This window comes from Solibacillus sp. FSL R7-0668 (assembly GCF_038006205.1).
In the GTDB taxonomy this organism is placed as follows: domain Bacteria; phylum Bacillota; class Bacilli; order Bacillales_A; family Planococcaceae; genus Solibacillus.
Window position 1 is genome coordinate 1,775,069 of record NZ_JBBOUU010000001.1, and the last position, 25,743, is coordinate 1,800,811.

Annotated in this window: 23 protein-coding genes; 16 read left to right on the forward strand and 7 right to left on the reverse strand. The window is 39.3% G+C overall.

Annotation, left to right across the window (positions count from 1 at the left end; translation table 11 throughout):
• Positions 1-66: 66 nt before the first annotated feature.
• The 3 genes from MKX47_RS08585 (at position 67) to MKX47_RS08595 (ending at position 6,283) form a co-directional block, all read left to right on the forward strand.
• Positions 67-2,196 (forward strand): 5'-nucleotidase C-terminal domain-containing protein, encoded by a 2,130-nt coding sequence (locus tag MKX47_RS08585; RefSeq protein ID WP_340773030.1) that lies wholly within the window; start codon positions 67-69, stop codon positions 2,194-2,196.
• Between the two features lie 335 nt (positions 2,197-2,531).
• Positions 2,532-4,838, forward strand: a complete 2,307-nt coding sequence (locus MKX47_RS08590; protein WP_340773032.1) for a YhgE/Pip domain-containing protein — start codon at positions 2,532-2,534, stop codon at positions 4,836-4,838.
• 114 nt (positions 4,839-4,952) lie between these two features.
• Positions 4,953-6,283 (forward strand): IS3 family transposase gene (locus MKX47_RS08595; protein WP_340773034.1). Its coding sequence is split into 2 segments (ribosomal slippage): positions 4,953-5,334 and positions 5,334-6,283, totalling 1,332 coding nucleotides; the frame shifts between segments, so codons are not numbered across the junction.
• Between the two features lie 80 nt (positions 6,284-6,363).
• Here MKX47_RS08595 and MKX47_RS08600 read toward each other — a convergent pair.
• A complete protein-coding gene (locus MKX47_RS08600; RefSeq protein WP_340773037.1) occupies positions 6,364-6,657 on the reverse strand; it encodes a YxcD family protein in 294 nt (97 codons plus the stop codon).
• Positions 6,645-7,103 (reverse strand): hypothetical protein, encoded by a 459-nt coding sequence (locus tag MKX47_RS08605; protein ID WP_340773040.1) that lies wholly within the window; start codon positions 7,101-7,103, stop codon positions 6,645-6,647. Before MKX47_RS08605 ends, MKX47_RS08600 begins: the two co-directional genes overlap by 13 nt.
• A 253-nt stretch (positions 7,104-7,356) precedes the next feature.
• On the opposite strand from MKX47_RS08605, the gene MKX47_RS08610 reads away from it, so the two are divergent.
• Positions 7,357-8,340, forward strand: coding sequence for a diaminopimelate dehydrogenase (locus MKX47_RS08610; RefSeq protein WP_340773041.1), 984 nt, complete (start codon positions 7,357-7,359; stop codon positions 8,338-8,340).
• 55 nt (positions 8,341-8,395) lie between these two features.
• Here MKX47_RS08610 and MKX47_RS08615 read toward each other — a convergent pair whose 3' ends face one another.
• On the reverse strand, positions 8,396-8,950 hold the full coding sequence (locus MKX47_RS08615; RefSeq protein WP_340773043.1) for a hypothetical protein: 555 nt from the start codon (positions 8,948-8,950) through the stop codon (positions 8,396-8,398).
• Positions 8,951-9,315: 365 nt separating this feature from the next.
• Between MKX47_RS08615 and MKX47_RS08620 the strand changes: the two genes are divergently transcribed.
• The 4 genes from MKX47_RS08620 to MKX47_RS08635 all read left to right on the forward strand — a co-directional run bounded on the left by MKX47_RS08620 (position 9,316) and on the right by MKX47_RS08635 (position 14,412).
• The gene (locus tag MKX47_RS08620; RefSeq protein ID WP_340773045.1) at positions 9,316-9,948 is read left to right on the forward strand and encodes an HD domain-containing protein; all 633 of its coding nucleotides are present in this window, start codon (positions 9,316-9,318) and stop codon (positions 9,946-9,948) included.
• The gene (locus tag MKX47_RS08625; RefSeq protein ID WP_340773047.1) at positions 9,945-11,831 is read left to right on the forward strand and encodes an ABC-F family ATP-binding cassette domain-containing protein; all 1,887 of its coding nucleotides are present in this window, start codon (positions 9,945-9,947) and stop codon (positions 11,829-11,831) included. Before MKX47_RS08620 ends, MKX47_RS08625 begins: the two co-directional genes overlap by 4 nt.
• 15 nt (positions 11,832-11,846) lie before the next feature.
• Entirely contained in the window at positions 11,847-12,965 is a 1,119-nt protein-coding gene (locus tag MKX47_RS08630; RefSeq protein ID WP_340773049.1) for a conserved virulence factor C family protein, read from the forward strand.
• A 235-nt stretch (positions 12,966-13,200) separates the two neighbouring features.
• The gene (locus MKX47_RS08635; RefSeq protein WP_340773051.1) at positions 13,201-14,412 is read left to right on the forward strand and encodes a hypothetical protein; all 1,212 of its coding nucleotides are present in this window, start codon (positions 13,201-13,203) and stop codon (positions 14,410-14,412) included.
• Between the two features lie 67 nt (positions 14,413-14,479).
• On the opposite strand, the gene MKX47_RS08640 is transcribed toward MKX47_RS08635, so the two are convergent.
• From MKX47_RS08640 to proB, 3 genes are read right to left on the reverse strand one after another with little or no spacing between them, the layout of a single operon-like run.
• Positions 14,480-15,367 (reverse strand): DMT family transporter, encoded by an 888-nt coding sequence (locus MKX47_RS08640; protein ID WP_340777767.1) that lies wholly within the window; start codon positions 15,365-15,367, stop codon positions 14,480-14,482.
• Positions 15,368-15,391: 24 nt separating this feature from the next.
• Positions 15,392-16,645 (reverse strand): glutamate-5-semialdehyde dehydrogenase, encoded by a 1,254-nt coding sequence (locus tag MKX47_RS08645; protein ID WP_340773053.1) that lies wholly within the window; start codon positions 16,643-16,645, stop codon positions 15,392-15,394.
• Between the two features lie 12 nt (positions 16,646-16,657).
• Positions 16,658-17,740: a glutamate 5-kinase gene (proB, locus tag MKX47_RS08650; RefSeq protein WP_340773055.1), complete on the reverse strand. Its 1,083-nt coding sequence runs from the start codon at positions 17,738-17,740 to the stop codon at positions 16,658-16,660.
• Between the two features lie 524 nt (positions 17,741-18,264).
• Here proB and MKX47_RS08655 point away from each other — a divergent pair.
• On the forward strand, positions 18,265-18,771 hold the full coding sequence (locus MKX47_RS08655; RefSeq protein ID WP_340773057.1) for a sigma factor: 507 nt from the start codon (positions 18,265-18,267) through the stop codon (positions 18,769-18,771).
• A gap of 1 nt (position 18,772) precedes the next feature.
• Here MKX47_RS08655 and MKX47_RS08660 read toward each other — a convergent pair whose 3' ends face one another.
• Positions 18,773-19,168, reverse strand: coding sequence for a glucosamine 6-phosphate synthetase (locus MKX47_RS08660; protein ID WP_340773060.1), 396 nt, complete (start codon positions 19,166-19,168; stop codon positions 18,773-18,775).
• Positions 19,169-19,363: 195 nt separating this feature from the next.
• Between MKX47_RS08660 and MKX47_RS08665 the strand changes: the two genes are divergently transcribed.
• From MKX47_RS08665 to MKX47_RS08695, 7 genes are all read left to right on the forward strand, one after another.
• Entirely contained in the window at positions 19,364-21,436 is a 2,073-nt protein-coding gene (locus MKX47_RS08665) for a type IA DNA topoisomerase (protein ID WP_340773063.1), read from the forward strand.
• 283 nt (positions 21,437-21,719) lie between these two features.
• Positions 21,720-23,081, forward strand: coding sequence for an aspartate kinase (locus MKX47_RS08670; RefSeq protein ID WP_340773065.1), 1,362 nt, complete (start codon positions 21,720-21,722; stop codon positions 23,079-23,081).
• A gap of 147 nt (positions 23,082-23,228) precedes the next feature.
• Positions 23,229-23,924, forward strand: coding sequence for a DsbA family oxidoreductase (locus MKX47_RS08675; protein ID WP_340773069.1), 696 nt, complete (start codon positions 23,229-23,231; stop codon positions 23,922-23,924).
• 50 nt (positions 23,925-23,974) lie between these two features.
• Entirely contained in the window at positions 23,975-24,505 is a 531-nt protein-coding gene (locus MKX47_RS08680; RefSeq protein ID WP_340773071.1) for a tubby C-terminal domain-like protein, read from the forward strand.
• Positions 24,506-24,514: 9 nt separating this feature from the next.
• Complete coding sequence (locus MKX47_RS08685) at positions 24,515-24,778, forward strand: thymidylate synthase (RefSeq protein ID WP_340773073.1); 264 nt, start codon at positions 24,515-24,517, stop codon at positions 24,776-24,778.
• Positions 24,779-24,967: 189 nt separating this feature from the next.
• A complete protein-coding gene (locus MKX47_RS08690; protein ID WP_340773076.1) occupies positions 24,968-25,228 on the forward strand; it encodes a hypothetical protein in 261 nt (86 codons plus the stop codon).
• 83 nt (positions 25,229-25,311) lie between these two features.
• On the forward strand, positions 25,312-25,623 hold the full coding sequence (locus MKX47_RS08695; protein ID WP_340773078.1) for a hypothetical protein: 312 nt from the start codon (positions 25,312-25,314) through the stop codon (positions 25,621-25,623).
• The last annotated feature ends 120 nt before the right edge of the window (positions 25,624-25,743 follow it).

Below are 25,743 nucleotides of genomic sequence, written 5' to 3' on the forward strand. Positions count from 1 at the left end.
AAAATCCTTGATATTCCGCTAATATACGAGATGTAAGCATAATTAATCTTACTGGAGGTTTTCATAATGAAAAAGCGTAAAATGTATTCAGCAACAGCATTGGCGGCTACTACTGCCGTTTTAGTTGGAGTAACAGGGGTTTCAGCAGAGCAAACACTGTTTACAGATGTACCAGCAAATCATCCATATGGGGAACCAATTACAGCTTTAGCAGCACTAGGGGTTGTTAATGGCTTTGGGGATGGCACATTTAAGCCTGATGCAGCTGTTACACGTGGACAAGCAGCAAAAATGATTGCGGGTGCTTTCCAATTAAATAACCCAGCTGTAGAAAACTTGCAATTTACAGATGTTGCAAAGACAAGCCCTTATTACTCAGCAATCTTAGCACTGGTTTCATTAGGAGTTATTACGGGCTATGAAGACCAAACATTCCGTCCAGCAGAAAATTTAACTCATGGACATATTAAAGTTATTATTGAAAGAGTGAGTGCAGCATATCCTGTGGATGCAGCTGCATTATTTACGCTTGCTAACGTTGCGTTCGATGAGAAGAAGAATATTACACGTGGCGAGCTAGCGAGTATTTTAACAGAGGCATTAAAGTTAGTTGAAGAAAATAGTAAATACTTTAACTTATCAGTGATGCATGTAAACGATACACATGGTCGTGTAGATGTTTTCCCTAAATTAATGACAGCTGTAAAAGAACAGCGTGCAAAAACACCAGACGCGCTATTATTACATGCTGGAGATGCATTTAGTGGTACATTATACTTCAATGAATTTGAAGGGAAAGCAGATCTTCCGTTTTTAAATGCAATGAATTTCGATGCGATGGTATTCGGAAATCATGAATTTGACTTAGGCTCTTCTCCAGAGGGACATAAAGCATTAGCAGATTTCGTGAAAGCGGCGAAATTCCCATTCATTTCAGCAAATACAGATTTCTCGAAGGATAGCTTGTTTACAGGCTTGTTTACAGATTTAATTTCAAGTGAGCCAGAGAATGGAAAAATCTATTCAGGGATGATTAAAGAAATTAATGGTGAAAAGGTGGGTATTTTTGGTTTAACGACTTCTGAAACGAAAGATATCTCTTCACCAGGCAGTGTTGTATTTGAAGATTATATCGAAGAAGCAAACAAAGCTGTAAAAGCATTCGAGGATAAAGGTGTAAACAAAATTATTGCATTAACGCATATTGGCTATGATGATAATGTTGCCTATGATAATGACCAAATGTTAGCAAAATCAGTACCAGGTATTGATATTATCGTTGGCGGTCACACGCATACAGAGTTAAAAGAGCCTGTCGTAGTGAACACGAATACGGTTGGTGAGAAAAAGGATGCTACATTAATCGTTCAAGCTTACCAATACTCAGATTACTTAGGGACATTAAACGTAGCATTTGATGAAAATGGCGTTGTCGTAAACCATAAAGGCCAGTTAATTAAAGTTGGTGAGCTAGCAGAAGATCCAGAAGGTGTGAAATTACTAGCCCCTTATAAAGCAAAAGTGGATGCAACTGAAAAGGCTGAAATTGGTGTGACATTAACACAAGAGTTAGCTAATCCACGTAGCTCTGAAACAAGCCCAGTGAGTGTTCGTAATAGCGAAACGGCACTAGGTAATATTATTACAGACGGTATGTTAGCGAAGGCTAAAAAATCGACAGATAAAAAAGTTGTGATGGCCTTACAAAATGGTGGTGGTATTCGCGCTGCTATAAATGAAGGACCAATTACAACAGGTGAAGTCATTACGGTATTGCCATTTGGAAACACATTAGCCCTAGCGGATGTAACAGGTGCTGAGCTAAAAGCAACATTTGAGCATGCAGTAAAAGATGCACCGAAAGAAAGTGGCGGCTTCCTTCACATTTCAGGCGCAAAATTTGAATATGATTCTACGAAAAACGCTGGCTCACGTGTAGTATCATTGAAATACTTTGATGAAGCTACAAATAGCTATGTAGATATTCAAGACAATCAAACGTATACAATTGCAACAAACGCATTCACTGCTAAAGGTGGAGACGGCTTTGCAGACTTAAAAGCAGCTTATGCAGCCGGTCGTGTGACAGACTTAGGTTTATCTGATTGGGAAAACTTAAAAGAACAGTTTATCTCATTAAAGGAAATTCCATATGAACTACAAGGACGTATTGTTGACGTAGCAGCAACAAAATAATGACAGAAAAAATCACTGGATAGCAAATTTCCAGTGATTTTTTTTTTTTTGATTTTTACACGATAAATATTATGAAATTAATAGGAATGAATTTATAAATAGATAGCATTAATGAAAGCGCTTCCTTGCAAATAATAAACTTATGGAGTACAAATGTTATTTAAGAAATATTTCTGCGTAAATTTTCAATATTTTATTGAACTTTTTTCACATACCGAAAATAAAAAACAGGTATTTTCTAGTAGAATTTATACGTAACTTAGAATATATTTGTAATTATACAAATTGTTTGAATTTTCAATTTGTATTATTCGATTTTGCAAAGGGGGGTATTTATGGGGTCTTTTCAGTTATTTGGGAAGGAATTGCAATCACTGAAAAATCGTAAAGGGTTATTATTTACGCTAATCGGTGTCATGCTAATTCCAATTGTCTACGTAGCAGTATTATTATCTGCTACTTGGGGACCATATGACAATCTTGACAACTTACCGGTTGCATTCGTTAACAAGGATGTAGGAGGGGTGTCAGGGGGACAACCGATCAATGTCGGCGAAGATTTAATGGCAACATTAAAAGACAGTAAATCACTTGGTTGGCATTTTGTATCGGAGCAAGAGGCAAAGAAGGGGTTAGACAATCAAACGTATTATTTAGTTGTTGAGGTGCCGGAAGACTTCTCACAAAAAGTAACAACGGTATTAGATGCAAATCCGCAAGTGCCAGAGCTACGCTATATCCAAAATGAAGGGCTAAACTTCATGGGCGCGCAAGTAACAAATAGCGCGGTGGAAAAGCTTCGTGAGCAACTAGGTGATAAAATTACGGCAACTTATGCCCGTACAGTATTATCGCGCTTTGCAGACATTGAATCAGGCTTTGCATCAGGGGCAGATGGTTCACAGCAAATTGCAGATGGTTCTGCACAATTAGCACAGGGGACAAACACGCTACTAACATCACTAACTGAAAAATCATCCGATATCAATCAGTTAGCAGCAGGTGCAAAACAAGCAGATGCCGGCGCAGGGGAATTATTATCTGCTATTACGGGTGGTTCGAGCAATATAAGTAAACTAGCAAATGGCTCTAAGGAAGTGGCAACGGGTGCAAGCCAGTTAAAGGTCGGTTCTGAACAAGTGCTCGCTGGTTTAAATTCATTACAAGGTGGGACAAATCAAGTATATGATGGCTTGCAGCAATTACAGCCGGGTTCACAAAATTTATTAGCAGGGTTACAGCAATTATCGGCGGGTGCAAACCAATTATATGCGGGTGTCGCTTTAGGAGATGGAACAGCAGCGAACCCAGGATTAGCAAATGGTTTAGCACAGCTAGCAACGGTTTTACAATCGAAGGAGCAAAGTATTCAACAGCTAGCTCAGGGTGCGCAGTTATTACAAGGTTTGGCTCAAGCACCCGGACTAGAAACTTATAAGGACAATTTACTTGCACTAAGCGCTGGTTTAACGGAATTAGGTCAAATCTATCCAGTAGCAGTCCAAAGTGCAGGTGCATTAAATAATGGCGCACAACAAATTGTACAAAGTATGCCAACGTTGACACAAGGACTTGAAAGCGCGGTATCTGGGCAACAATCAATTGTCGGAGGTATTGGTGCACTTGTAGACGGACAGGCACAAGCCGTAGCTGGCGTTAACAAATTAGTAGTGGGTCAAACGGCAGTCGTAGCCGGCGCAGCAAAGCTTTCGAGTGGTTCTTCACAACTTGCAGCGGGCAATACGACATTATTAAATTCTTGGGGTCAACTTGGAGCAGGTGCTTCAAGTCTGAAAAACGGATTGACTCAAATTAGTACAGGCAATGAAACGGTAGCGACAGGTTGGCAGACAATGACAGAGGGCGTAACGTCATTAAATGATGGTGCGAATCGGTTACAAGATGGTTCTAATCAGCTTGTAACAGGTCTTGAAGGTGGTCGTGATCAAGTAGCGGCGCTAAAAATTACCGATGCCAATATTTCGATGTTTGCTTCCCCTGTAAAGTTAGCAGGAGATAAGGTCAATACGTATGAATATTACCGTGATTCAACAGCACCGTATGTATTATCACTCGCTTTATTTGTAGGGATGCTTGTACTTTCGTTCTTTGTTGACTTTAAAAAGCCGGTAGTATTTCCAAAATCTGCTGTAAGTTGGTTTGTAAGCAAATGGCTCCAATTGGCGGGATTTGCAACGATTCAAGCCATATTAGTAGCGGCATTCACATTACTAGCATTACAACTTCAGGTTGAAAATGTGATGATGTTCTTCTTATTTGCGATATTAGCGAGCATTACATTTATGTCAATTGTCTTCTTCTTAGTATCCTCAGCAGACAATGTAGGTCGCTTTATTGCACTAGTATTGGTCGTAGCGCAATTATCGATTACAGGGGCAAACTTACCGATTCCAATGTTACCTGAAAATTTACAGTCTTTAAGTACGCTATTGCCATTTACGTATTCGATTTCAGGTTTCAAATCGGCTATTACGCTAGGAGACACATCGTTAGTCATGTCCAATTCATCCATCTTGGCATTGTATTTAGTTGGGGCATCTGTCTTAGCGTTCGTCACATTTGTCGTAAGCTACAAATCATTAACAACGAAATACACACCAGAAGTACAGCCAACAGCATAAGCAAAAGCCCGAGCATCAATTAAAATGTACCCTATAAGATAGACACTTTGAAAAAGTCTATCCTATAGGGTATTTTTATTTATAGTGAGAAAAAAGATGTCGGAGTGGAATCAAATGACGAAAGAATTATTTACAAAAAAAGAACAAGAACAACTAAAATGCAATCCTAATGTGCAAGCTGTTAGTGAGAGATCAATTACATATACAGATGAATTTAAACGTCATTTTATTGCGGAGTATGAGAAAGGGAAGCTTCCTAGAGAGATTTTTGAAGATGTTGGTTTAAATGTTGAATTAATCGGTTTAGAGCGTATTAATTCAGCTCGAAAACGTTGGCGTGCAGCCTATCGTAAATCAGGTGTGGCAGGTCTACAAGATACTCGAAAAACCAATTCTGGTAGACCTTCAGAACGTGAATTAACATTAGAAGAAAAAATCACTCGGCTAGAAGCGAAAAATCGTATATTAGCAGCGGAGAACGAATTACTAAAAAAGCTCGATTTACTCGAAAGGCAGATGTTAAAGAAGAAGTAAAAATTACACCAGAATTAAAGTTCGAACTCATCCAGCATACGATAAAAAAATACAAATTAAAGCGCATGGTGAGCTATTTATGTAACATAATGGGCGTATCTCGTTCAGGTTACTACAATTACTTCACGGAAAAATCAGCACAAAAGCGCGCAATTAAAGCGGAAATAGATGAAGAAGTAAAGGATATCATTTTAAAGGCGTATCATTTCCGAGGACGCAAAAAAGGAGCACGCCAAATTAAAATGACCTTAGAAAATCAATACCAAATTACATATAACTTAAAGCGTATTCGCCGCATAATGAAAAAATTTTCGATTATATGTCCAATTCGTAAAGCAAATCCATATCGTCGCATGGCGAAAGCAACGAAAGAACATCGCACATGTCAGAACAAACTACAACGTCAATTTAAACAAGGTGAAGCAGGTAAAGTTCTGTTAACAGATATCACTTATTTAACGTATAAAGGTGGAAAACGCGCTTATTTATCAACGATTAAAGACGCCGAAACGAATGAGATTTTAGCGTATGAAGTATCCCCTTCATTACATCTAGAGATTGCGCTCAATACGCTTCACAAACTGAAGAAACACCGCCATTTAACAGAAGGCGCCTTTATTCATTCGGATCAAGGTTTCCATTATACGAGTCCGCAATTTCAAAAGCTCGTAAAGAAAATGGGGTTAGGTCAATCGATGTCACGTCGGGGAAACTGTTGGGATAATGCGCCCCAAGAATCATTCTTTGGGCATTTTAAAGATGAAACGAATCTAAAAGAATGTGAAACGCTAGAAGAAGTAAAACGAGAAGTTAAGAGTTATATGACGTATTACAATCATTATCGTGGCCAGTGGAATTTAAAAAAGCTGCCGCCTGTAAAATACAGACAGCTGCTTCAACAAGTTGCCTAGGCTTTTCAAAATGTCCTTTACAAAGGGTACACTTTAAATTAAGTGCTCGGGCTTTTGTATGTTATAGAAGGTAAGGATGATTAAAATTCCACTTTAGCAATCATGCCTTCTTCATCATCAATATCTAATACGATACGCGCTGCCATTGAATCACGTCCTAATTGCTCGTCGATATAAAGACGTAGCGCGGTAATGAAGTTCACTGTATTATAAATATCTAATTGACCATTGTAAAATGCCTCTGCCGAATAGCCAGCAGCATCATCATACATTAACTCCACTTCAATTTCTTCAGGAGCTACGTTTTTAAATTTTGCATGGAATAAGCAAATCGCATTGATGAGGTCTTGTTCGAGTAACGTTAGTTTTTCCACGTATCCGTTACCTCTTTATGTTCTTTTTTGCGTTTAATTAGCTGGTAAATTTTCACTAAGAAGAACACAATTGCAGCGATTGCAGCTACGTTTACAAGTAAGCCTAAAATATTACCTAGCATACCCATACCAGCAAATAGACTACCGAATAAAAGACCAGCTAAACCACCAAGCATTAAGCCTTTCATTAAGCCACCTTTGCTTGAAGAAGCTGCTTTTGTATCCTTTTGAGTTGTGTTGTTATTTTGTTTTGCCGTTGTTGGACTTGTCGCATCATCGTTATTTTTTTGGATGTTCGTGCTATTATTGTTACTGTTAAAGCCTTTCTTTCCTGATTTGTACGATTTTGCTTCAACGGTTTGTGCATCATCAACGAATAAAAGTGTAGATCCAACACTTGAGAACACAAGTGCAAACGCTAATAATACTGCAGATAATTTCTTCATGTTTTTCCTCCAATAATCTCTATGTCTTTCCTCTTCTAGTATAGCAAAAAGGGACATCGATAGAAAATAAAAACTCCACGCTATCTTTCGCACCTGCATTTCTTATTTCATGACAAATGCTTGTAAAATCACAAAAATAGGTTGTGAAAGGCGCATTGAAATTGTATGATGATACTTAATTTAAGCGCAATTCAGAATTCACTTCATTTTATGATAAAGGAATGCGCTAATTGAATTATTGGAGGAACGAAAAATGAGCAAAATTCGTATTGGTATTGTTGGTTACGGAAATTTAGGTCGTGGTGTGGAAGCGGCAATTAACCAAAATGATGACATGGAGTTGGTTGCGGTCTTTACGCGCCGTAATCCGGCATCTGTTACAATAAAAACAGCAAATGTACCGGTTTATTTAGTAGAGGATGCACAAAACTTTAAAGACGAAATTGATGTCATGGTTTTATGTGGTGGTTCGGCAACGGATTTACCAGAGCAAGTGCCACATTTCGCACAGTGGTTTAATACCATTGATAGCTTTGATACACATGCAAAAATCCCTGCGTTCTTTGATGCAGTCGATGCGGTCGCACAAAAGGCCAATACAGTATCGATTATTTCGGTTGGCTGGGATCCAGGCTTATTCTCATTAAATCGTTTATTAGGCGAGGCGGTTCTTCCTGCAGGCAATACATATACATTCTGGGGAGACGGTTTAAGTCAAGGTCATTCAGATGCTGTACGTCGTATTGCAGGTGTAAAAAATGCAGTGCAGTACACATTACCAATTAAAGAAGCAGTTGACCGTGTACGTAGCGGTGAAAACCCAGAGCTTTCAACGCGTGAAAAGCATGCGCGCGAATGCTATGTTGTGTTAGATGCGGGCGCAGATGCAGCGGCAATTGAAAAAGAAATTAAAGAAATGCCCAACTATTTTGCGGATTATGATACAACGGTAAACTTTATTACGGAAGATGAATTCAAAGCCAATCATCAAGGCATGCCGCATGGTGGTTTCGTCATTCGTTCAGGTGAATCGGGCGAAAAGGATAAGCAAATTTTAGAGTTTTCATTAAAATTAGGGTCGAATCCAATGTTTACATCGAGTGTATTAGTGGCCTATGCACGTGCGGCGTATAAATTAGCGCAAAAAGGGGATAAGGGAGCGAAGACGGTATTTGATATTCCGTTTGGCTTGCTATCACCGAAATCAGCAGCGGAATTACGAAAAGATTTGCTATAAGTGAAAAAATGACGCCGTCTATATTTTGAGACGGCGTCATTTTTTATCGATTAATTTATTGCAAACTCTCGCGTTCTGTAAAAGTAATGTCCAAACTACGCGCAGTACTGTAAATCTTTTGCTTTTGTTCTGTGCTGAATTTTGCCGTTTCACCAATGATGATTTCATCGTTTGCCGTTTGGAAAATGTATTGACCATACGGAAGCTTATCACCACCATACTCATAAACGACAGATTGAATATCCGCCCAATTCATCACTTGCTCATTTTGATACGATTTCACAATAATTTGATCACTTTGAATGACCTGGTAATTTGTTAGTGTCCAACCGCAAAAGCCGAGGATGCCGATAATTGTCAGTGTTGCTAGACTATACGTAAGCTTTGTATGCTTTAATGCTAGTAGGATAAGTGTTGCAACAATTAATACAAGTGAAGAAATCGAAATAATGAGGTTGTTCTTAGGTGTTAGTAAGATAATATTGTCTTTACTAAAATGCAATGTCTCGGTCATAATGGTCGGTAAGAATAAGGCAATAATCATACCAATCAGTCCAATAGCAATCGCGATAATACCAATTTTGGCCCGTGTAGATTTTTCGTGTAACATCCAATCCCCCCTTAGTCGTTTCCTTAATTACGTATTAAAACGTAAAAGGTTTCAAAAATATGAATTTAAACCATAAGATGGTAAATATGTGTTGCTTATTGAGGCAAAGTTGGCTTTTTGGGTATTCGCAAATAACCTTATCATTTCGCAAATAAACTTCGGAAAAAGCAAATAGCCCGTGCGAACCCGCAAATAAAACTGAAAAATCGCACAATCCCTCGTGGAAAACGCAAGTAATTCACATGTCAATCACGAATCCCGCATGCTTCAACCCACATCGATCCAATCAGGCGCTTTAAGCACCAAGCCCGTGTAATTCGTGGTAAACTAAGGAAGAGAAAAGTACAAATGAAGATGGTGAATAGATGAACGAACAAATTACACAATGCACGGCTCTTGTAAAAGAAATCTATGAAAAAATGGATGCGAGCCATGATTTTCAGCATATTGAGCGCGTGTATGAAAATGCACGGACGATTTTAACAGCTGAGCCACAGGCAAATGAAAAAATTGTGCATTTAGCGGTGCTCTTACATGATGTGAGTGATTCAAAATATACCGAAACAAAGGATAATGAAGAGCGCATTTTACAAGCACTGAATCTAACAGCCGAAGAAATACAGCATATTCAAACGGTCATTGCCGAGGTGTCCTTTAATGGGGGCAACGAACTGCCAGCAACAACGATCGAATCCAAAATTGTGCGTGATGCTGACCGTTTAGATGCCATTGGTGCAGTCGGAATTGCCCGCACATTTGCTTATGGCGGGGCAAAAGGACGTAAACTGTATGATGACGCGGAGGAAGCACGTGAAGGGATGACGCTAGAAGAATACCGCACAAAATCAACTGCCAGCGTCACACATTTTTATGAAAAGCTCCTATTATTAAAGGATTTAATGGTGACGGAAAAGGGGCGCGAAATGGCTGAAGGGCGTCATGCATTTATGGTACAATTTTTAGATCAGCTAAAAAAAGAAAGAGACGGGATTTCATGAGTCATTTAATCGTATCAAATTTAACAAAAACAGTTGGCGACAAAACGCTATTTCAAAATATTGAATTTACCATTTACGAAGGGGAGCGCGCGGGTCTAATCGGCATTAACGGCACAGGGAAATCGACGCTATTATCGATTTTAGCTGGTGTACAAGATGCCGATACAATCGAGCTTGATCATCCCAATAAATACCGCATTGCTTATTTAGAGCAAGACCCACAGTTTGAAGGCGATATTACCGTATTACAGGCGGTGTTCAGTGGGGATTCACCGATATTACAGTTAAATCGTCAATATGAACAAACGGTAGCTGCATTATCGAATAACCCAACTTCTGAAAAGCTACAAAATGAATTATTCCGCCTGCAGCAGCAAATGGATACAGACAATGCATGGGATGTCAACGCACTGGCAAAACAAGCGTTAACGAAGCTTGGCATTGATATGTTTGATAAGGAAGTAACCTCTTTATCAGGCGGTCAGCAAAAACGTGTCGCCTTAGCAAAAGTGTTAATCGAACCGGCTGATCTCTACTTATTAGACGAGCCGACGAACCATTTAGATGTGGCGTCAACGGAATGGCTACAAGAGATGGTATCCCGCTTAAAAGGAGCAGTCATTTTCATTACCCATGACCGTTATTTCCTTGATGAAACCGCAACCCATATTTACGAATTAGCGGATCAAACATTATACCGCCATACGGGTACATACGGCGATTATTTAGAAGCACGTGCGATTCGTGAGGAAATGCAAGTGGCGACACAAGCAAAATTACGCAATCGTTACCGTTCAGAATTACAGTGGATTCGCCGTGGAGCAAAAGCACGTACAACAAAGCAAAAGGCACGCATTCAGCGCTTTGAGGCATTGGATGATTCGATTGATCGTTCAGGTGAACAAACTGACCTAGAAATGAACTTAGCGACATCACGGCTCGGGAAAAAGGTGCTGGAATCAGACGGCATTACCAAAGCTTATGGCGACCGTACGATTATTAAAGATTATAGCTTTTTATTACAGCAGGGGGACCGTATCGGGATTATTGGTGCAAACGGCTACGGAAAATCAACCTTACTGAATATGCTTGCTGGCGAAATTGAGCCAGACCAAGGCGAAGTAGTTGTTGGTTCGACAGTCAAACGATTACACTTTAAACAAGCATTACCGGCCATGAACGAAAATGCGCGAATGATTGACTATGTACGCGAGGCATCGAATGATATTACAGATGCTAATGGAGAACGCTTCTCCGCATCACAAATGCTTGAGCGCTTTTTATTCCCGTTAAATGTTCACGGCACACCAATCAGTAAGCTTTCAGGTGGGGAGCGCAAACGACTGCATTTACTGCGCTTATTGATGGAGCAGCCAAACGTCTTATTACTAGACGAGCCGACCAATGATTTGGATATTGAAACATTAGGTGTTTTAGAGGACTTTATCGAAAATTTCCCGGGCGTGGTCATCACGATTTCGCATGACCGCTTCTTCTTAGACCGTATCGCGAAAAAACTTTGGATTTTAGATGGTCAAGGGGGCGTATCGGAAAGCTTGGATGTGTATACCGATTACTTAGCAAAAAAGGAAAACGAGCAGCAACAACTCACAAAAGAAGTGAAGCAAGATAAGCAAAAAGTTGAGAAGCCTAAATCAGAGAAGAAGAAGCTGTCATTCAAGGAACAAAAGGAATGGGAGACAATCGCTGACGATATTGCCAAAATGGAAGATAAAATCATGCAAACTGAAGAAGAAATTTCTACGGCAGGTTCAGATTTTACAAAGCTTCAGCAATTAACCTCTGATTTAGAAACGTACAATAGTGAATATGAGCACTTAATCGAGCGTTGGAGCTATTTAGACGAAATTGTAAATGGATAGGAGTGTTTAGTAGAGATGAAAATACTAGCAATTGAGCCAACACCAAGCCCGAATTCGATGAAAATAATCATTGACCAAGACTTACCATTTGGCAAAAGCTTTAACTATACAAAAGATAATATTAACGAGGCTACATCTGAACTACAAGCGATTTTTGCGGTAGAAGGTGTGAAAGGTATTTACCATGTTTCTAACTTTTTAGCGGTGGAGCGTAATGCCAAATTTGCATGGGAAGCCATTTTAGCAGATATTCGTCGTGCAATCGGTGGCAAAGAGGTGGAAGGCTCGGAACAGCAACTAAACGAGCATTATGGGGAAGTCAATGTCCATGTGCAAATGTATAAGGCCATTCCACTGCAAATTAAAGCATTTGATGGTGAAGGCGAAGTGCGTGTTAGCGCAGGCGATCGTTTTACAATTGCCTTTAAGCAGCTACAATTTAAAGTAGCGGAGGACAACTTCATTTTAGAGCGTAAATGGGTGGACTTCGGCGTGCGCTATGGGGATAAAGAGCAAGTGGCACAGGAAGTATTAAAAGAAGTGGATGCGCTCTATCCACAAGATCGTGTCGAGGCCATTGTTGAAAATGTCAATACCGCCGTCGTAACAGCTGCCCAAGAGCGTAAAAAAGTCACACTTGAGGAATACATACAAGTGGCAGACTGGCAGCAGCGTTTCCAAATGCTCGATCAATTACCTGATCCAGAAGTGAAGGATATTCCGTTATTGGAAAAAGCATTAGAGGATGAGCAAATGTCGATTCGTCGTCTAGCAACGGTATATTTAGGAATGATTGAGGATGAGGCAGTCGTTCCGGCATTAACGAAAGCGTTAAATGATAAGAGTGCAGCCGTGCGTCGAACTGCGGGGGACTGCATGAGTGATTTAGGCTTAGAAAGCTTTGAGTCAGCCATGATTGAAGCGCTAACAGACAAAAATAAGCTTGTGCGCTGGCGTGCGGCGATGTACTTATATGAGGTTGGTACAGAAGCAGCAGTCGAGGCTTTAAAAGTCGCAAGTGAAGATAAAGAATTTGAAGTGAAACTGCAGGCAAAAATGGCACTAGCACGTATTGTAGATGGCGAGGAAGCAAAAGGTTCGGTTTGGAAGCAAATGACGGAAAGCCGTAAATAATCATTCGAAAACAGACAAAACCTATTGAGCAAACTTTTACATGCTTAATAGGTTTTTTGGGTTAGAAAAAATGAGTTTTGATTTAGCTCAAACATCAACCATATACCGTGCATGATAGAGTGAGTTGTCGAATAAAGTCGAATGATTATTGCAAACTTTTCAGAAAAACTATTCCATTATCAGGAAATTTGGTATATATTTGCGGAGTGGAGATAGTTGAGGAGATGAACAGAAAATGGAGTTATTACACAATGAATCATTGTTGGAAAATTCAATTAGTGTCAATAATACTCGATTAGAAAAGCTATTAGCGCTATTTAACTCTCTTAATATGAATCATTCACGATTATTTAATAAAGAGGACGCTCGTTTAGTTGTATATGATATTTGGTTTTTGTTAGAGTATGGCGAAAAATACAAAGAAAAAGTCAATGTAAAGGAAGTCAAAAAGAAAAAATGGCGCTTATTGTTACTTGAGTTTTTTGCAGAAAATGGATTGTATGAGCAGGCGGAATTGACACAATATTGTTGTGCGGAGAAACGATTTTTTGCAGCATTAATTATTGTAAAAAAATTAGTAACCGGATATTTACCACAACTGGAGAAACTATGGAAAATACAGAATTTTAAAGAAGATGTTCAGATAACGAATAACCAGAATGAATTTGAAAGAATACAAAACCATATATTTACAGAAATTAAAAATAAATGGTATATTCATTTATTCAAGTATGAGAGCAAATTCAAAACGATTCTTGAGCAAGTAGTGAAGCAATTGAACTCAGTTGAACAGGTGCTAGGTCCAGAAATTTGGAAAACAATTGATGAAGATCATTTTGATATGCTAATGAAATCGATTGAGGTCAATCATTTTGCAGAGTTGCTATTTTGGAAGGAGAAAGTTGAGAAAACAGCATTTTTCTCGAGTCAAACGAATCAAAATGGCTCTTACGTCCTTTGTGTGCAACAGGATGTATCCATGCGTGATTATATAACTATTCAAACTGCGATTGTCCTCGAATTAATGAAAACACTCCAGAATAACGAAGGAAATTTAATATTTGTTCCTTTTGGTCAAAGTATTGAACGCGAGATGATTGCACTAAAAGGAATGTTTAATATGGATCGATATTTTGATTTGAATCAGCAAATTCAGTCTAAAAGTGTGCCAATCAATTATAAAAATGCACTGAATTATGCATTATTAATGTTGAAGCTGGAATTATCTCAAAATGATCATGGTAAAATTTACTTTTTATGCAATGAGCTGATTTATAAATATTTACCACAGGATGATGTGTGGATGACTGCGGTAGAAAGCTATAAGAAAAATAATGGCCTCGAAATATCTGTCATCTTTTTAGGGGAAAAAAATAATTTTCAACCGATTTGGTTTGCTGATGAAGTCCTTTTAGCAGATCAATTTGTATCGTCATTCAAACTATAAAAAACCCTGAAGCATAGGCATTGCTTGTAGCGCCTATGCTTCAGGGTTTTTAACATGCTCCAAAAGTTTATGAATCGGGCTGCACTTTTTGTACTTGCTGGTCTGGATAAAATACAGTGTAGATAATACTGCCGAAAATAAGGACAATGCCCAATATTTGCAGCATAGACGGTCTAAAGCTTAGTAAAATGGCATCCAATAAAATGGCGACAACCGGATCAACGAAAACGAGCACTGATACAATGACGGTTGACAAATTTCGAATACTATCAAAAAATAAGTAATAGACAAAGCCCGTATGGATAAAGCCAGTCCCTAAAATATAAAGCCAATTGGTTGTTGTTAAGCCATTAAAGACCGTAAAATCACAAAGCGGAAACAGCATAATAATTCCAATAGTCGTTTGAATAAACGTTAGTGCATAGGAAGAGAGACCATGAATGGTTTTACTTGTAAACATTGTGAGGGCATAGAAAATTGCCGATAGTAAAGCCCAAACAAAGCCCGAATTCATAAATTGCGAAATGCTTGTAAAGCTATCAATTCCAACAATTAAAAGGCTACCAAAGAAGCATACAACAGTTGCTAAAATAGAGCCAATCCCCATTTTTTCTGCTAACAAAACTGAGCCTAGCATAAGCACGAAAATGGGTGCTAAATTATAAATGGATATGGCAATCGAAATTGACATCACTTCAAATGCTTTAAATAAAAACACCCAATTGAGTACGATAAAAATACCACAAAGGCACGTCTTCAGCACTTCACGTTTGTCCCATTGCTCCGTTTTATGTCCACCTGTCAGAAGCCATAAGCCACCTAAAAATAAAGTTGCACAAATACAACGGACAAACACAAGCTCAATTGCTGGAAGTCCGGTTTGTATAGTGAAAAATCCAATGGAACCAAATATGGCCATAGAAAGTGTCAGTTTGATCATAGCGCCGGTATTCATCATGTCCACCTACTTCCCTGCTGTTTAGTTCCGAATTTGGCCGTTCCCTGTAATGTAAAATTTCGTTGATGTTAAGGCAGGTAAGCCCATTGGTCCACGTGCATGCAGCTTTTGTGTGGAGATGCCAATTTCAGCACCGTAACCAAATTCAAAGCCGTCTGTAAAGCGTGTAGAAGCATTGTGATAGACTGCCGCTGCGTCCACTGAATTTAAAAAGACATCGGCATTTTGCGCATCTTCGGTAATAATAGCTTCTGAATGATTAGTTCCGAATTTATTAATATGATGTACCGCTTCGTAGACGTTTTCAACCACTTTCACGCTTAATGTGCAAGCTAAAAATTCTGCTGAATAATGCTCATCTGTTGCTGGTAGGGCAGCACTTAATGCGTGGCAAACATGCTCGTCCCCGTAAATTTTAATGCCCAGCTCCTCATGTAAGTAATGGAGGAATTCTTTGCCGTGTAAATGAAAGAAATCCTCGTGTATAAGTAAGCTTTCTGTTGTGTTACATACAGATAGACGCTGTGTTTTTGAGTTTTTAATGATTGTTTTGGCCATGTCTACATTTGCGAAATTATCAACATACACATGGCAGTTACCTGCGCCTGTTTCAAGCACTGGTACAGTCGATTCTCGTACAACTAAATCGATTAAGTTTTTGCCACCGCGTGGAATCAATACATCTAAATACTCGGTCATCGTGAAGAGCGTTTTGGCAGTTTCACGGCTCGTGTCTTCGATTAACTGTACCGCATCAACTGGATAGTTTGCTTTCTCTAATGCGCGGTGAATCGAGGCAACAAGGGCGATATTGGAATGTTTTGCGGATGAGCTACCACGTAAAATAACCGCATTGCCTGTTTTTAATGAAAGGGTAGCTGCATCGACTGTGACGTTTGGACGCGCCTCATAAATCATCCCAACAACGCCAAGTGGCACACGCTTTTTTGTAATGTGTAGGCCGTTTTCTTTCGTAATCTCTTCCAGAACTTCTCCAACTGGATCTGGTAAATCGATTAGCTGTAAAATGGCGTCACTCATCGCTTGGACACGCTCTTTATTTAAGAGTAGGCGGTCTAGCGTAGAGGAATCTAGCTTGTTTTCTTGCCCTGCGATAATATCCTGCTGGTTGGCAGCTAAAATTTCATCTAAATCTGTTAGTAGCTGTGCAGCGATATGTGTTAATGCCTCGTTTTTTTGTTGTGTTGTGCGAATATTGGTTTCATAGCTTGCGATTTTTGCGCGCTTTCCTTTTTCTAGTACCTCATTTGTCATGGTGATTCCTCCTTAATTTTTTACCCAATGATTGCGGTGAATAACTTCAATTGGATCGTGTGAAAGCTCATCCGTACGTTTGCCCATTGCCTGCTCGAGCTCTTTTGCAGAATATAACACTTCACCACGGCCTATGCAGGTATGGCGGTCATATACTTCGACAACATCTCCACGCTTGAATTGTCCTTCAAAGGCGTAAATACCAGCAGGAAGTAGACTTTTCCCTCTGTGCTGTAGGGCATGAACAGCACCTTCGTCGATAAACAGCTTGCCTGAAGCCTCTGTTAGTGTGACCCATTGCTTATTTGTTGTAATGGCTTTGTCACTCCGTTTGAAATAGGTGCCATCGCCTTTATTATCTAAAATTTCAATTAATTTTTGTGATCCAAAGCCCGTACCGATAAAGACATCTACTCCGGCATTCATGGCGAATTTTGCGGCGGCTAGTTTTGACTGCATCCCACCTGTACCCACTTTGGAGCCTGAGCCTGATGCAAAGCCGAGCATTTCGTCGGTAATCTCTTCAATGAGCGAAATCCGCTGTGCATCTGGATTGTTTAGCGGATTGGCTGTGTAGAGTCCGTTGACATCTGTTAAAATAATGAGCTGGTCAGCGTGGACTAAGCCGCTTACTAAAGCCGATAGCATATCATTATCGCCAAATGTTAATTCAGCTACAGAGACGGTGTCGTTTTCGTTAATAACTGGAATAATGGAGCGTTCTAATAGCTCGGATATTGTTTCGTAAGCATTTTTATAACGTTTTTTATCGCTAAAGTCTGAGCGAGTTAATAGGATTTGCGCTGGAATATTGCCATAGCTTGCGAATTCGTCTGAATAGGCTTGAATGAGTAAACTTTGTCCAACTGCTGCTGCGGCTTGCTTGCCCTTGATTGTTAGCGGACGGGATGGGTAGCCTAATTTACCAAAGCCTGCTGCCACTGCTCCCGATGACACTAGGATTACTTCATGACCAGCCTTTTTTAGTGTTGCAAGTGCTGCGACATGATCGGTGAATTTTTGTTCGTCGATTTCACCTTTCGTATTCGTTAATGAACTGCTGCCGATTTTAACAACGACGCGCTTTCGTTCCATAAAATTGCCTCCATTTCTATTGTTGACACAAAAAAAGCACTTTTCCTCCTAATGCATAGGACGAAAAGTACTGTAACTTCCGTGGTACCACCTAAATTGAATGCGAAATGCATTCCACTTCATCTCATAACGCTGAGTCGGCGCCTAAATTTATTAGGAGCATGTCAAAGTAGGTTCGGTAGGTTTTGCTATGCCATTCTTTCAGCCGCTGGAATGTGCTCTCTTCTCTAGCTAAGTGCTACGTACTATTCTTTAAGTAAGCTTTTGATTTTCTAATAGCATGCCCGATTGTCTAGATTTTGTCAATATGATTTGAATAAGAGTATGTAAAAGCATCCTAAATGAAATTTGCGAATTCATAAAATATTAGCGGAATTCGTCAATTTACATACGATAAAAGGCGCTAAAAAGCCATTTAAAAAGCAATTTTATAAAAACTGCACTTTGTCAGATTTGCACAATTTTTTTATGGTGGAGCTACCTAGGAATAACCAGTTGTGCACAGCTCAAAGGAATGCAGAACAATGCAAGATGTCGATGAACGTATTGGTGAGTTTGAGTATTTAATTTTACGCGTCATTGCGAAGTACAAATTATTTCAGGAAAAAGAAAATTATATGCAAGTAGGGCGCTTAGCCATTTGGAAGGCGGTTAAGGAGTTTGATCAAACAAGGGGAAATTTTGAAATGTATGCCTATATGATGATTAAATATGCGATTGTTCGAGAGTTTCAGGGCAAATTGAAGGTAACGCAACATGAAACGTCGACAGAGGATGAAAAACTATCCTATTTATCCGATACAGCTACAGAATTAGCGCCACATCAGATGGAACGGCCGGAATGGTATTATCATTTATTTTCTGAGCATCAGCGCATTATTGAGCTGCTATATTATGAGGGCTATTCCATCAAGGATGCGGCAAAGCTTGAAGGGATTTCCTATGATGTTATGAAAAAGAGGCGAGCAAAAATGCTAAAAAATGCGCGGGCCTTGCTACAAAAAAAGGACGGGTCTGCACCCATCCAATGAATTATTGTTGAACCGTATTTAAAAATGCGTTTCGTTGTTCTTCGGATTGTTGCGTGCCTGCTACTAACATTGCACCGATACGATAGTCAGCTTGTCCCTTTTCGACAACATATTGTAAATTAACGGATTGTACTTTGCCACCCACATTGCAATCGCCTTTAAATTCAACGACGTGCTCCATCATTTTCGTTTGGAAATACTCCCATTTACTTTTTTCACAATAGTTTTCAAATGCAGCCTTAGTTGTGATGTTACTATTTTCAACAACTGGGGCTGCCTGTATGTATTGCACGTATTCGTTATCCGTCACTGGTTTTTTTGGCCCAAAAAAGTAAAAAAACAGACCTAAAATGGCAATTGGAATAATCCAAAAAATCGTTCGCTTATATTTTCCCATATTTAAACTCCCCCTTTGTACATAGATAGTATAACATTTTATAATGTTCATTTTCTACATTGGTATAGTGAAATTCTCGTAAAAGTGGATAATTCGTCTGATAGGTATCTAGTTTGATTGCGTATGTACGTTCGGTTTTAGCTTGCAAATTGATTAATTCCATTTATACTAAAGGAAGATAAGGGGGAGGAATCTATGCAAAAAGCCTTACTCATCGCAGAAAAGCCTTCACTAATGCGTGATATTGAAAAAGTATATAAAAAAATGAATTTACCATATACGATTGAGTTTGCAAGCTTTGTAGGACATGTGGTGGAGTTAAAAGAGCCGCATGAATATAAGGCGGAATGGAAAAAGTGGGACCTCGCGTTATTACCAATGATGCCAGAGCGTTATGAATTTCGTGTGAAAAAAACAGCGGCGAGCGTTTACAAAAATATTGCTGACCAGCTAAAGCATGGACACTATGATTTTGTTATTAATGCCTGTGATGCGGGAATGGAAGGCGAAAATATTTTCTATTCCTTTTATAAAAAGGCGAATTGTAGACTACCAGTGAAGCGTTTTTGGACTTCACAAACGACAGAGCCTGCGATCCGAGAGGCACTTGAAAATTTAATTGATGAGCAAGATGTCCTCATAAAAAATTTGCGTAATGCGGCGATGTATCGCATGATATTCGATTGGTTAGTCGGTTTGAATTTAACGCGTGCGGCTACGGTAAAAGGTGGTCGTACGATTAAAGTAGGGCGCGTTATGACACCTACTTTAGCCATTGTCGTTTGGCGTGAGCTGGAGATTCGCAATTTTATCCCACAGCCCTACTATCAAATTGAACTGGATTTAGGCAATTTTAAGGCGCTCTGGTTTGATCCGAAATCAAAATCCAATAAAATCGCAACGCTTGAACAGGCACAGGCGATTTTGCAGCGTTTAACAGGTGAGGCAATCGTTGTGGATATAAAAACGGAGCGCAAAACGATGTATGCGCCAAGCTTGCATTCGTTACTGGAGCTACAAAAGGAAGCAAATCGTCTCTTTGGTATGACATCCGCTGAAACACTTAAGGTAGCACAAAGCTTATACGAGACACGAAAGCTTGTGACATATCCTCGTACCGAATCACAGCATTTACCAACAAATTTTGCGAAAACGATTGACCGGAATTTGACCGCCATTCAATCGCTTCCACAATATGCCGAGTTAACCACTGCTCTATTAAATGACCGAGCGCGTATTCAAAAAATCCAGCATTCGAAAAAATATGTGGATGACAAAAAGCTAACCGATCACCACGCCATTACCGTAACCGAGGTAAAGCTTGGTCAAAAGAAGCTCTCGCCGCAAGAGGAGAAAATTTATCAGCTTATCATAAAACGTTTACTTGCCATCTTTATGGACCCCTATGTAATTGATAAAACACAAGCTGTGCTCACTTGTGGTGGGGAGCATTTTAAAGCATCAGGAAATATCGTAGTGGACGAGGGGTATACGGTGCTTTATAAGGCGCATAAAAAGAAGCAAACCGACATGCCGTTGCCAGCACTTCAAATAGGAGAAAAGCGAATGGTGAAGGAAGCAAAGCCACTTTCTAAAGTTACTGAACCTCCTGCACGTTATACCGATAGTACGCTGTTAGATGCGATGTTTCATGCGGGACGTTTTGTAGAGGATAAGGCATTACAGGAAATTTTAAAGGATGCAGAGGGGATTGGTACTTCTGCTACCCGTGCTGAAATTTTGGAAAAGCTGTTTGCGATTGGGATGCTTGAGCGTCAAGGGAAATCGATTGCGGCAACACAGTTCGGCATCGATGTCATTGATAGTATGAAGCATCATGATATTGTATCACCGGTATTAACCGCTGTTTGGAGCAAAAAGCTGAAGGATATTGTGGATGGTACATTAAGCTCTCGCCAATTTTATGAGGAGATGCAACGATTTATCGTCACAACAACCGAAAGCTTTAAAGCAATTGACATGGAAGTAGCAGAAAAGGAAATTGTTGTTGTTGGGAAATGTCAAAAATGCGGTGGACAAGTAGTAGAAGGCTTTAAAGGCTATCAATGTAAAACAAAGGGCTGTAAGTTTTTCATTTCGAAATCGCTGATGAAGGCAAAAATTACAGTAAACGACGCGAAAAAGCTACTGGCAGGCAAGGAAACAAGGGAAATTCGATTCACATGGAAAAGTGGTAAAAAGGGGAAAGCTAAATTGAGGCTTGAAAACGATCAGCTACAATTTGTCTTTGCACAACCGAAAAAATAATGATGCCCTTAAAAAAGCAATCACGAACCTGTATGGAGAAGTGGTTGCTTTTTTCGAAAATTATGAGGATAATTCCTTTATTTCATTCGAATTATCACACCAATTTATAAAAATACCATATAATAAATTGACAAAAGCCATAATTATTCGTATTTTGTCTAAAATAGATTATTGAATTTCCAGAATAGTCTTGACTGTAAGAAAATAAATTTGTACACTGTGTAAAGTCAAATGTTTTTTCGGTAAGTACAAATATCAATTTTGAACGTAAGGATCTGATGAGATGATAGTATGTAAATTTGGCGGCACATCTGTCGCAAGTGCAGAACAAATCAAAAAAGTAGCAAATATTGTGAAATCTAATCCTGAAAGAAAGATTGTCGCTGTTTCCGCTCCTGGTAAGCGATCAAGTGATGATACGAAGGTGACAGATTTATTAATCGATTTAGCAGATACAGCTTTAGCTGGCGGTGATGTGGAATCGAAAATTAACGTAGTAGTTAATCGATATCGAGCGATTACGGACGGACTTGGTTTAGACAATACGATAACGGATGTAATCGCAGCGGATTTACGTGAGCGTGTGCAGGCGGATCGTTCAAATACAGATTTATTCATCGATAGCATAAAAGCGAGTGGTGAAGACAATAACGCAAAACTAATCGCAAGTTACTTCAACTCTATTGGGATGCCTGCAAAATATGTCAGTCCAAAAGAGGGACTTGTTGTAAATGATTTACCAGAGCGTACATTTGCTCTGCCTGAAGCTTATGTAAATTTAAGTAAGCTAAAGGAAACGAATGAAATTATCATTTTCCCTGGCTTCTTCGGCTATACAAAAGAGGGGATTTTACGTACTTTTGACCGAGGCGGCTCGGATATTACAGGCTCGATTTTAGCGTCTGCAGTTGGTGCGTCCTTATATGAAAACTTTACGGATGTCGACTGTGTGTTTGCGGCGAATCCAAAAGTTGTAAATGATCCAGTAGACATTAAAGAAATTACGTACCGTGAAATGCGTGAATTATCGTATGCAGGCTTCTCCGTTTTCCATGATGAAGCGTTAATGCCTGTATACAAACAAGGGATTCCGGTAAACATTAAAAATACCAATAATCCTTCAGCACCAGGAACACGAATTTTACCAACACGTATGCAAACAAATCGCCCGGTTACAGGTATTTCGGCAGACGGTGGCTTTTCAATCCTATACGTGTCGAAATATTTAATGAACCGTGAAGTAGGCTTCGGACGTAAGCTGTTACAAATTATTGAAGAAGAAAATATTTCGTATGAGCATACGCCATCTGGTTTAGATGATATTTCGGTAATTATGCGTTCAAATCAGCTTACACCAGAAAAAGAGGGGCGCATTGTTAGCCGTGTCAAAACAGAGTTATGTGCGGATGATGTTCATTTCAGTCATGATTTTTCTATGATAGTGATTGTCGGCGAAGGGATGCGTCATAATACAGGTCTTGCAGCACGCGCGGCAACAGCTATTTCAAATACTGGGGCTAATATTGAGATGATTAATCAAGGTTCATCAGAAGTAAGCTTAGTATTTGGCGTTCGCTCAGAGTTTGAGGACCGTATTTTAAAAGGGCTATATGAAGAGTTTTTTGCACAAATTCCAATCGCTTGAAAGCGTAAGGATAAGTCGAATCCATAAATGGGGTTCGGCTTTTTTTCAATGTCTTATGAGGTTTAGAGAAGGCTAAGGCGCTTTTTTCTTGTTTTTTCATAAAATGCATGTGAGAATAGACGCACATGCAAAAATCGGAGGCAACTTATGAAAATTGAAATCTTCTCGGACTTTTCTTGTCCATTTTGCTATATTAGCAAAACAAAATTACAACAGGCAATTAAGGAGTTAGGCTTGGAGCAGCAAGTCAAAATCGAATATAAGGCCTATCAGCTAAAACCAGATGCTTCTAAGACAGAGACGCGTAATTATAAAGAGGACATGTTACAACGTTTTCAAGGACGCGAAGCCAAAATGCAAGAAGCGATAGATGCTGTTCATGCACATGCAAAAGAAGTCGGTCTTACGTATAATGTTGATGCAATCCAAACTGCTAATACCGAAAATGCGCATCGTTTAGCAAAATTAGCGGCCAAATTTAATGTAGCAGATGCCTTTACGGAGCGCGTCATGAACGGATATTTTTCAGAAGGCTTTAATATCAATGACACAGTTGCGTTAATTGATATCTGTGTTGCATTAGGTATCCCACAGGAACAGGCACAGCAAGTCATTGATGAGCAGCTCTATTCAGAGGAGCTGGCACAAGATCGCTACGATGCGCAGCAACTACAAATTACAAGTGTGCCCTTCATGGTTTTTGAAGATGCCTATGGAATTAAAGGGGTAGAGCCACTTGAAATTTATGTGAAAACATTAAAACAAGCACAGGCAGTCGCGGATAAGCGTTTAACCGTTATTGAAGGCGATGCGGTATGCGGTAATGATGGCTGTGAAATTTAGCATATTGCAAATCACCTATAAAATTCTAATTCGTAAGTAAGGGGTCTTTCATGCAACAATTTACGTATAAAGCGCTAGGCAAACTTCAATCTACTAAGCCACAAGCCATTCGCAATGAAGCAGGAGAGCAAATAATGCTAGTAGAGCGTGTGTATGATAATGGCTTAAAAAAGCTACTAGATGGCTATTTTGACTACCGCTATTTTTTAAAGTACCGCGTGACAACGAATGAAGGTGTACCATTATTTGAAGCGAAGAAAATTTTCCGTCGTGGGAAAGTTTGGTTTGAGGCGAAGGATCTCGTTTCTAATGAAACCTATGTAGTGAATTATGAAAACTGGCGAATCGGTGTACCGGAACTATTTGTAAGCGGTCAAACTATTAAAATGAAAATCGATAAAGAGATGGAAGACTGGTCGAACTTCATTGTAGCAGGTGAAATCGTTGCACGTTGGAAGGCTAGCTATGATGAAACAAGCGATGAATTTACCGCAATGCTGGAAGTGGCAGACATATCACCGATTCAAAATACAGCATTTTTCATCGCCATTGCACAGGCTGCATTATTTATCGGAGTATAGGAGAAGTAGATGAACGTAGTATTTGTATTAACGGAAACAGCAGAAGAAGTGCTACATATGGTATCGAATGATGTCGCAGGATTACTTGCGGCTGTCAAAGGGGACAGTGTGTCATTTCCATTTGGCACGTATCAATATGATAGCCACACGCTCGATCATTATTTATTAGAAGATGGCACTTACCAACAGGAGCTGGTTGTGTATTTAAAGCCGGAGCAAAAGAAAGGCGAGACAGTACTGCCATTGCCTCAAGTCGATCAGCCCATTTTTTAGTCGGTTGTTGAGGGAATGATGGGAACTTGAGAGGATTCACAAATAAAATCCAAAACTCGCATCTATGCATACAGAAAACATTTAGAAAATCATGTATTGGTTCGGGAATGAGCCAATAATGTTCTAAAAAAGGAAAATTAGATCACCTACTCGAATGTATTGTACATACAAATCGGGTAGGTGATTTTTTTGGAACAGTTGAGTTTATTTCAAATGCAGGCTGCGATACGAAAGCCAAAATTTTTAGTATTAGAGCAGGTGAAAGTACAGTTAATGGATGAGGAAATTGACAGCGAAACTCATTATTATCGAAAATTCTATGAGCCGCATATAATAAATAAAGTAGGCGAGGTGCTCCAAATCATCATTACAACAAAGGCCATTACGTATGAAGTAGATATTTATGGGACGCGTTATTATTTATTGGAAGAAGAGCTTGTTGGATTGTAGGACTTCAAATGTCATATGTTTTAGGAATATTTCGAAACTTTCAGCACTCTTCACTCGTATAGTAGTGGAACGGAGGGGGCTATATGACACAATTAAAGACATTTAAATTTATTTTTGTAACAATTGTACTTGTCGTTTTATTTGGATTTGGCGCTATGTATACAAATGTAACGATCTACACAATTGTCGATATAGAGCCAGAGCAAATTATCGAAGAAAACGACCACTACTATTTATTATTCGATGATCGAAAATTGAAATTAAGTGAAAACGCACGTAACCATCTGGAGCTTGATAAATTTCCAACCTATAAATTGACGTATTCTTATAATAAATTACTTGACAAAAAGGGGAAAGTTTTGCGCCTAGAGGTATATGGGAAACAAATTCCATAAATTTTAAAATGTATATTCACCATCAAATTAAACATAATTTCATCACAATTGTCGCGACTTCCTAGTGAAATGTAAATTAAATGTTAAATTCAGATGAAATAAATGTTAAGATAGGTTTTT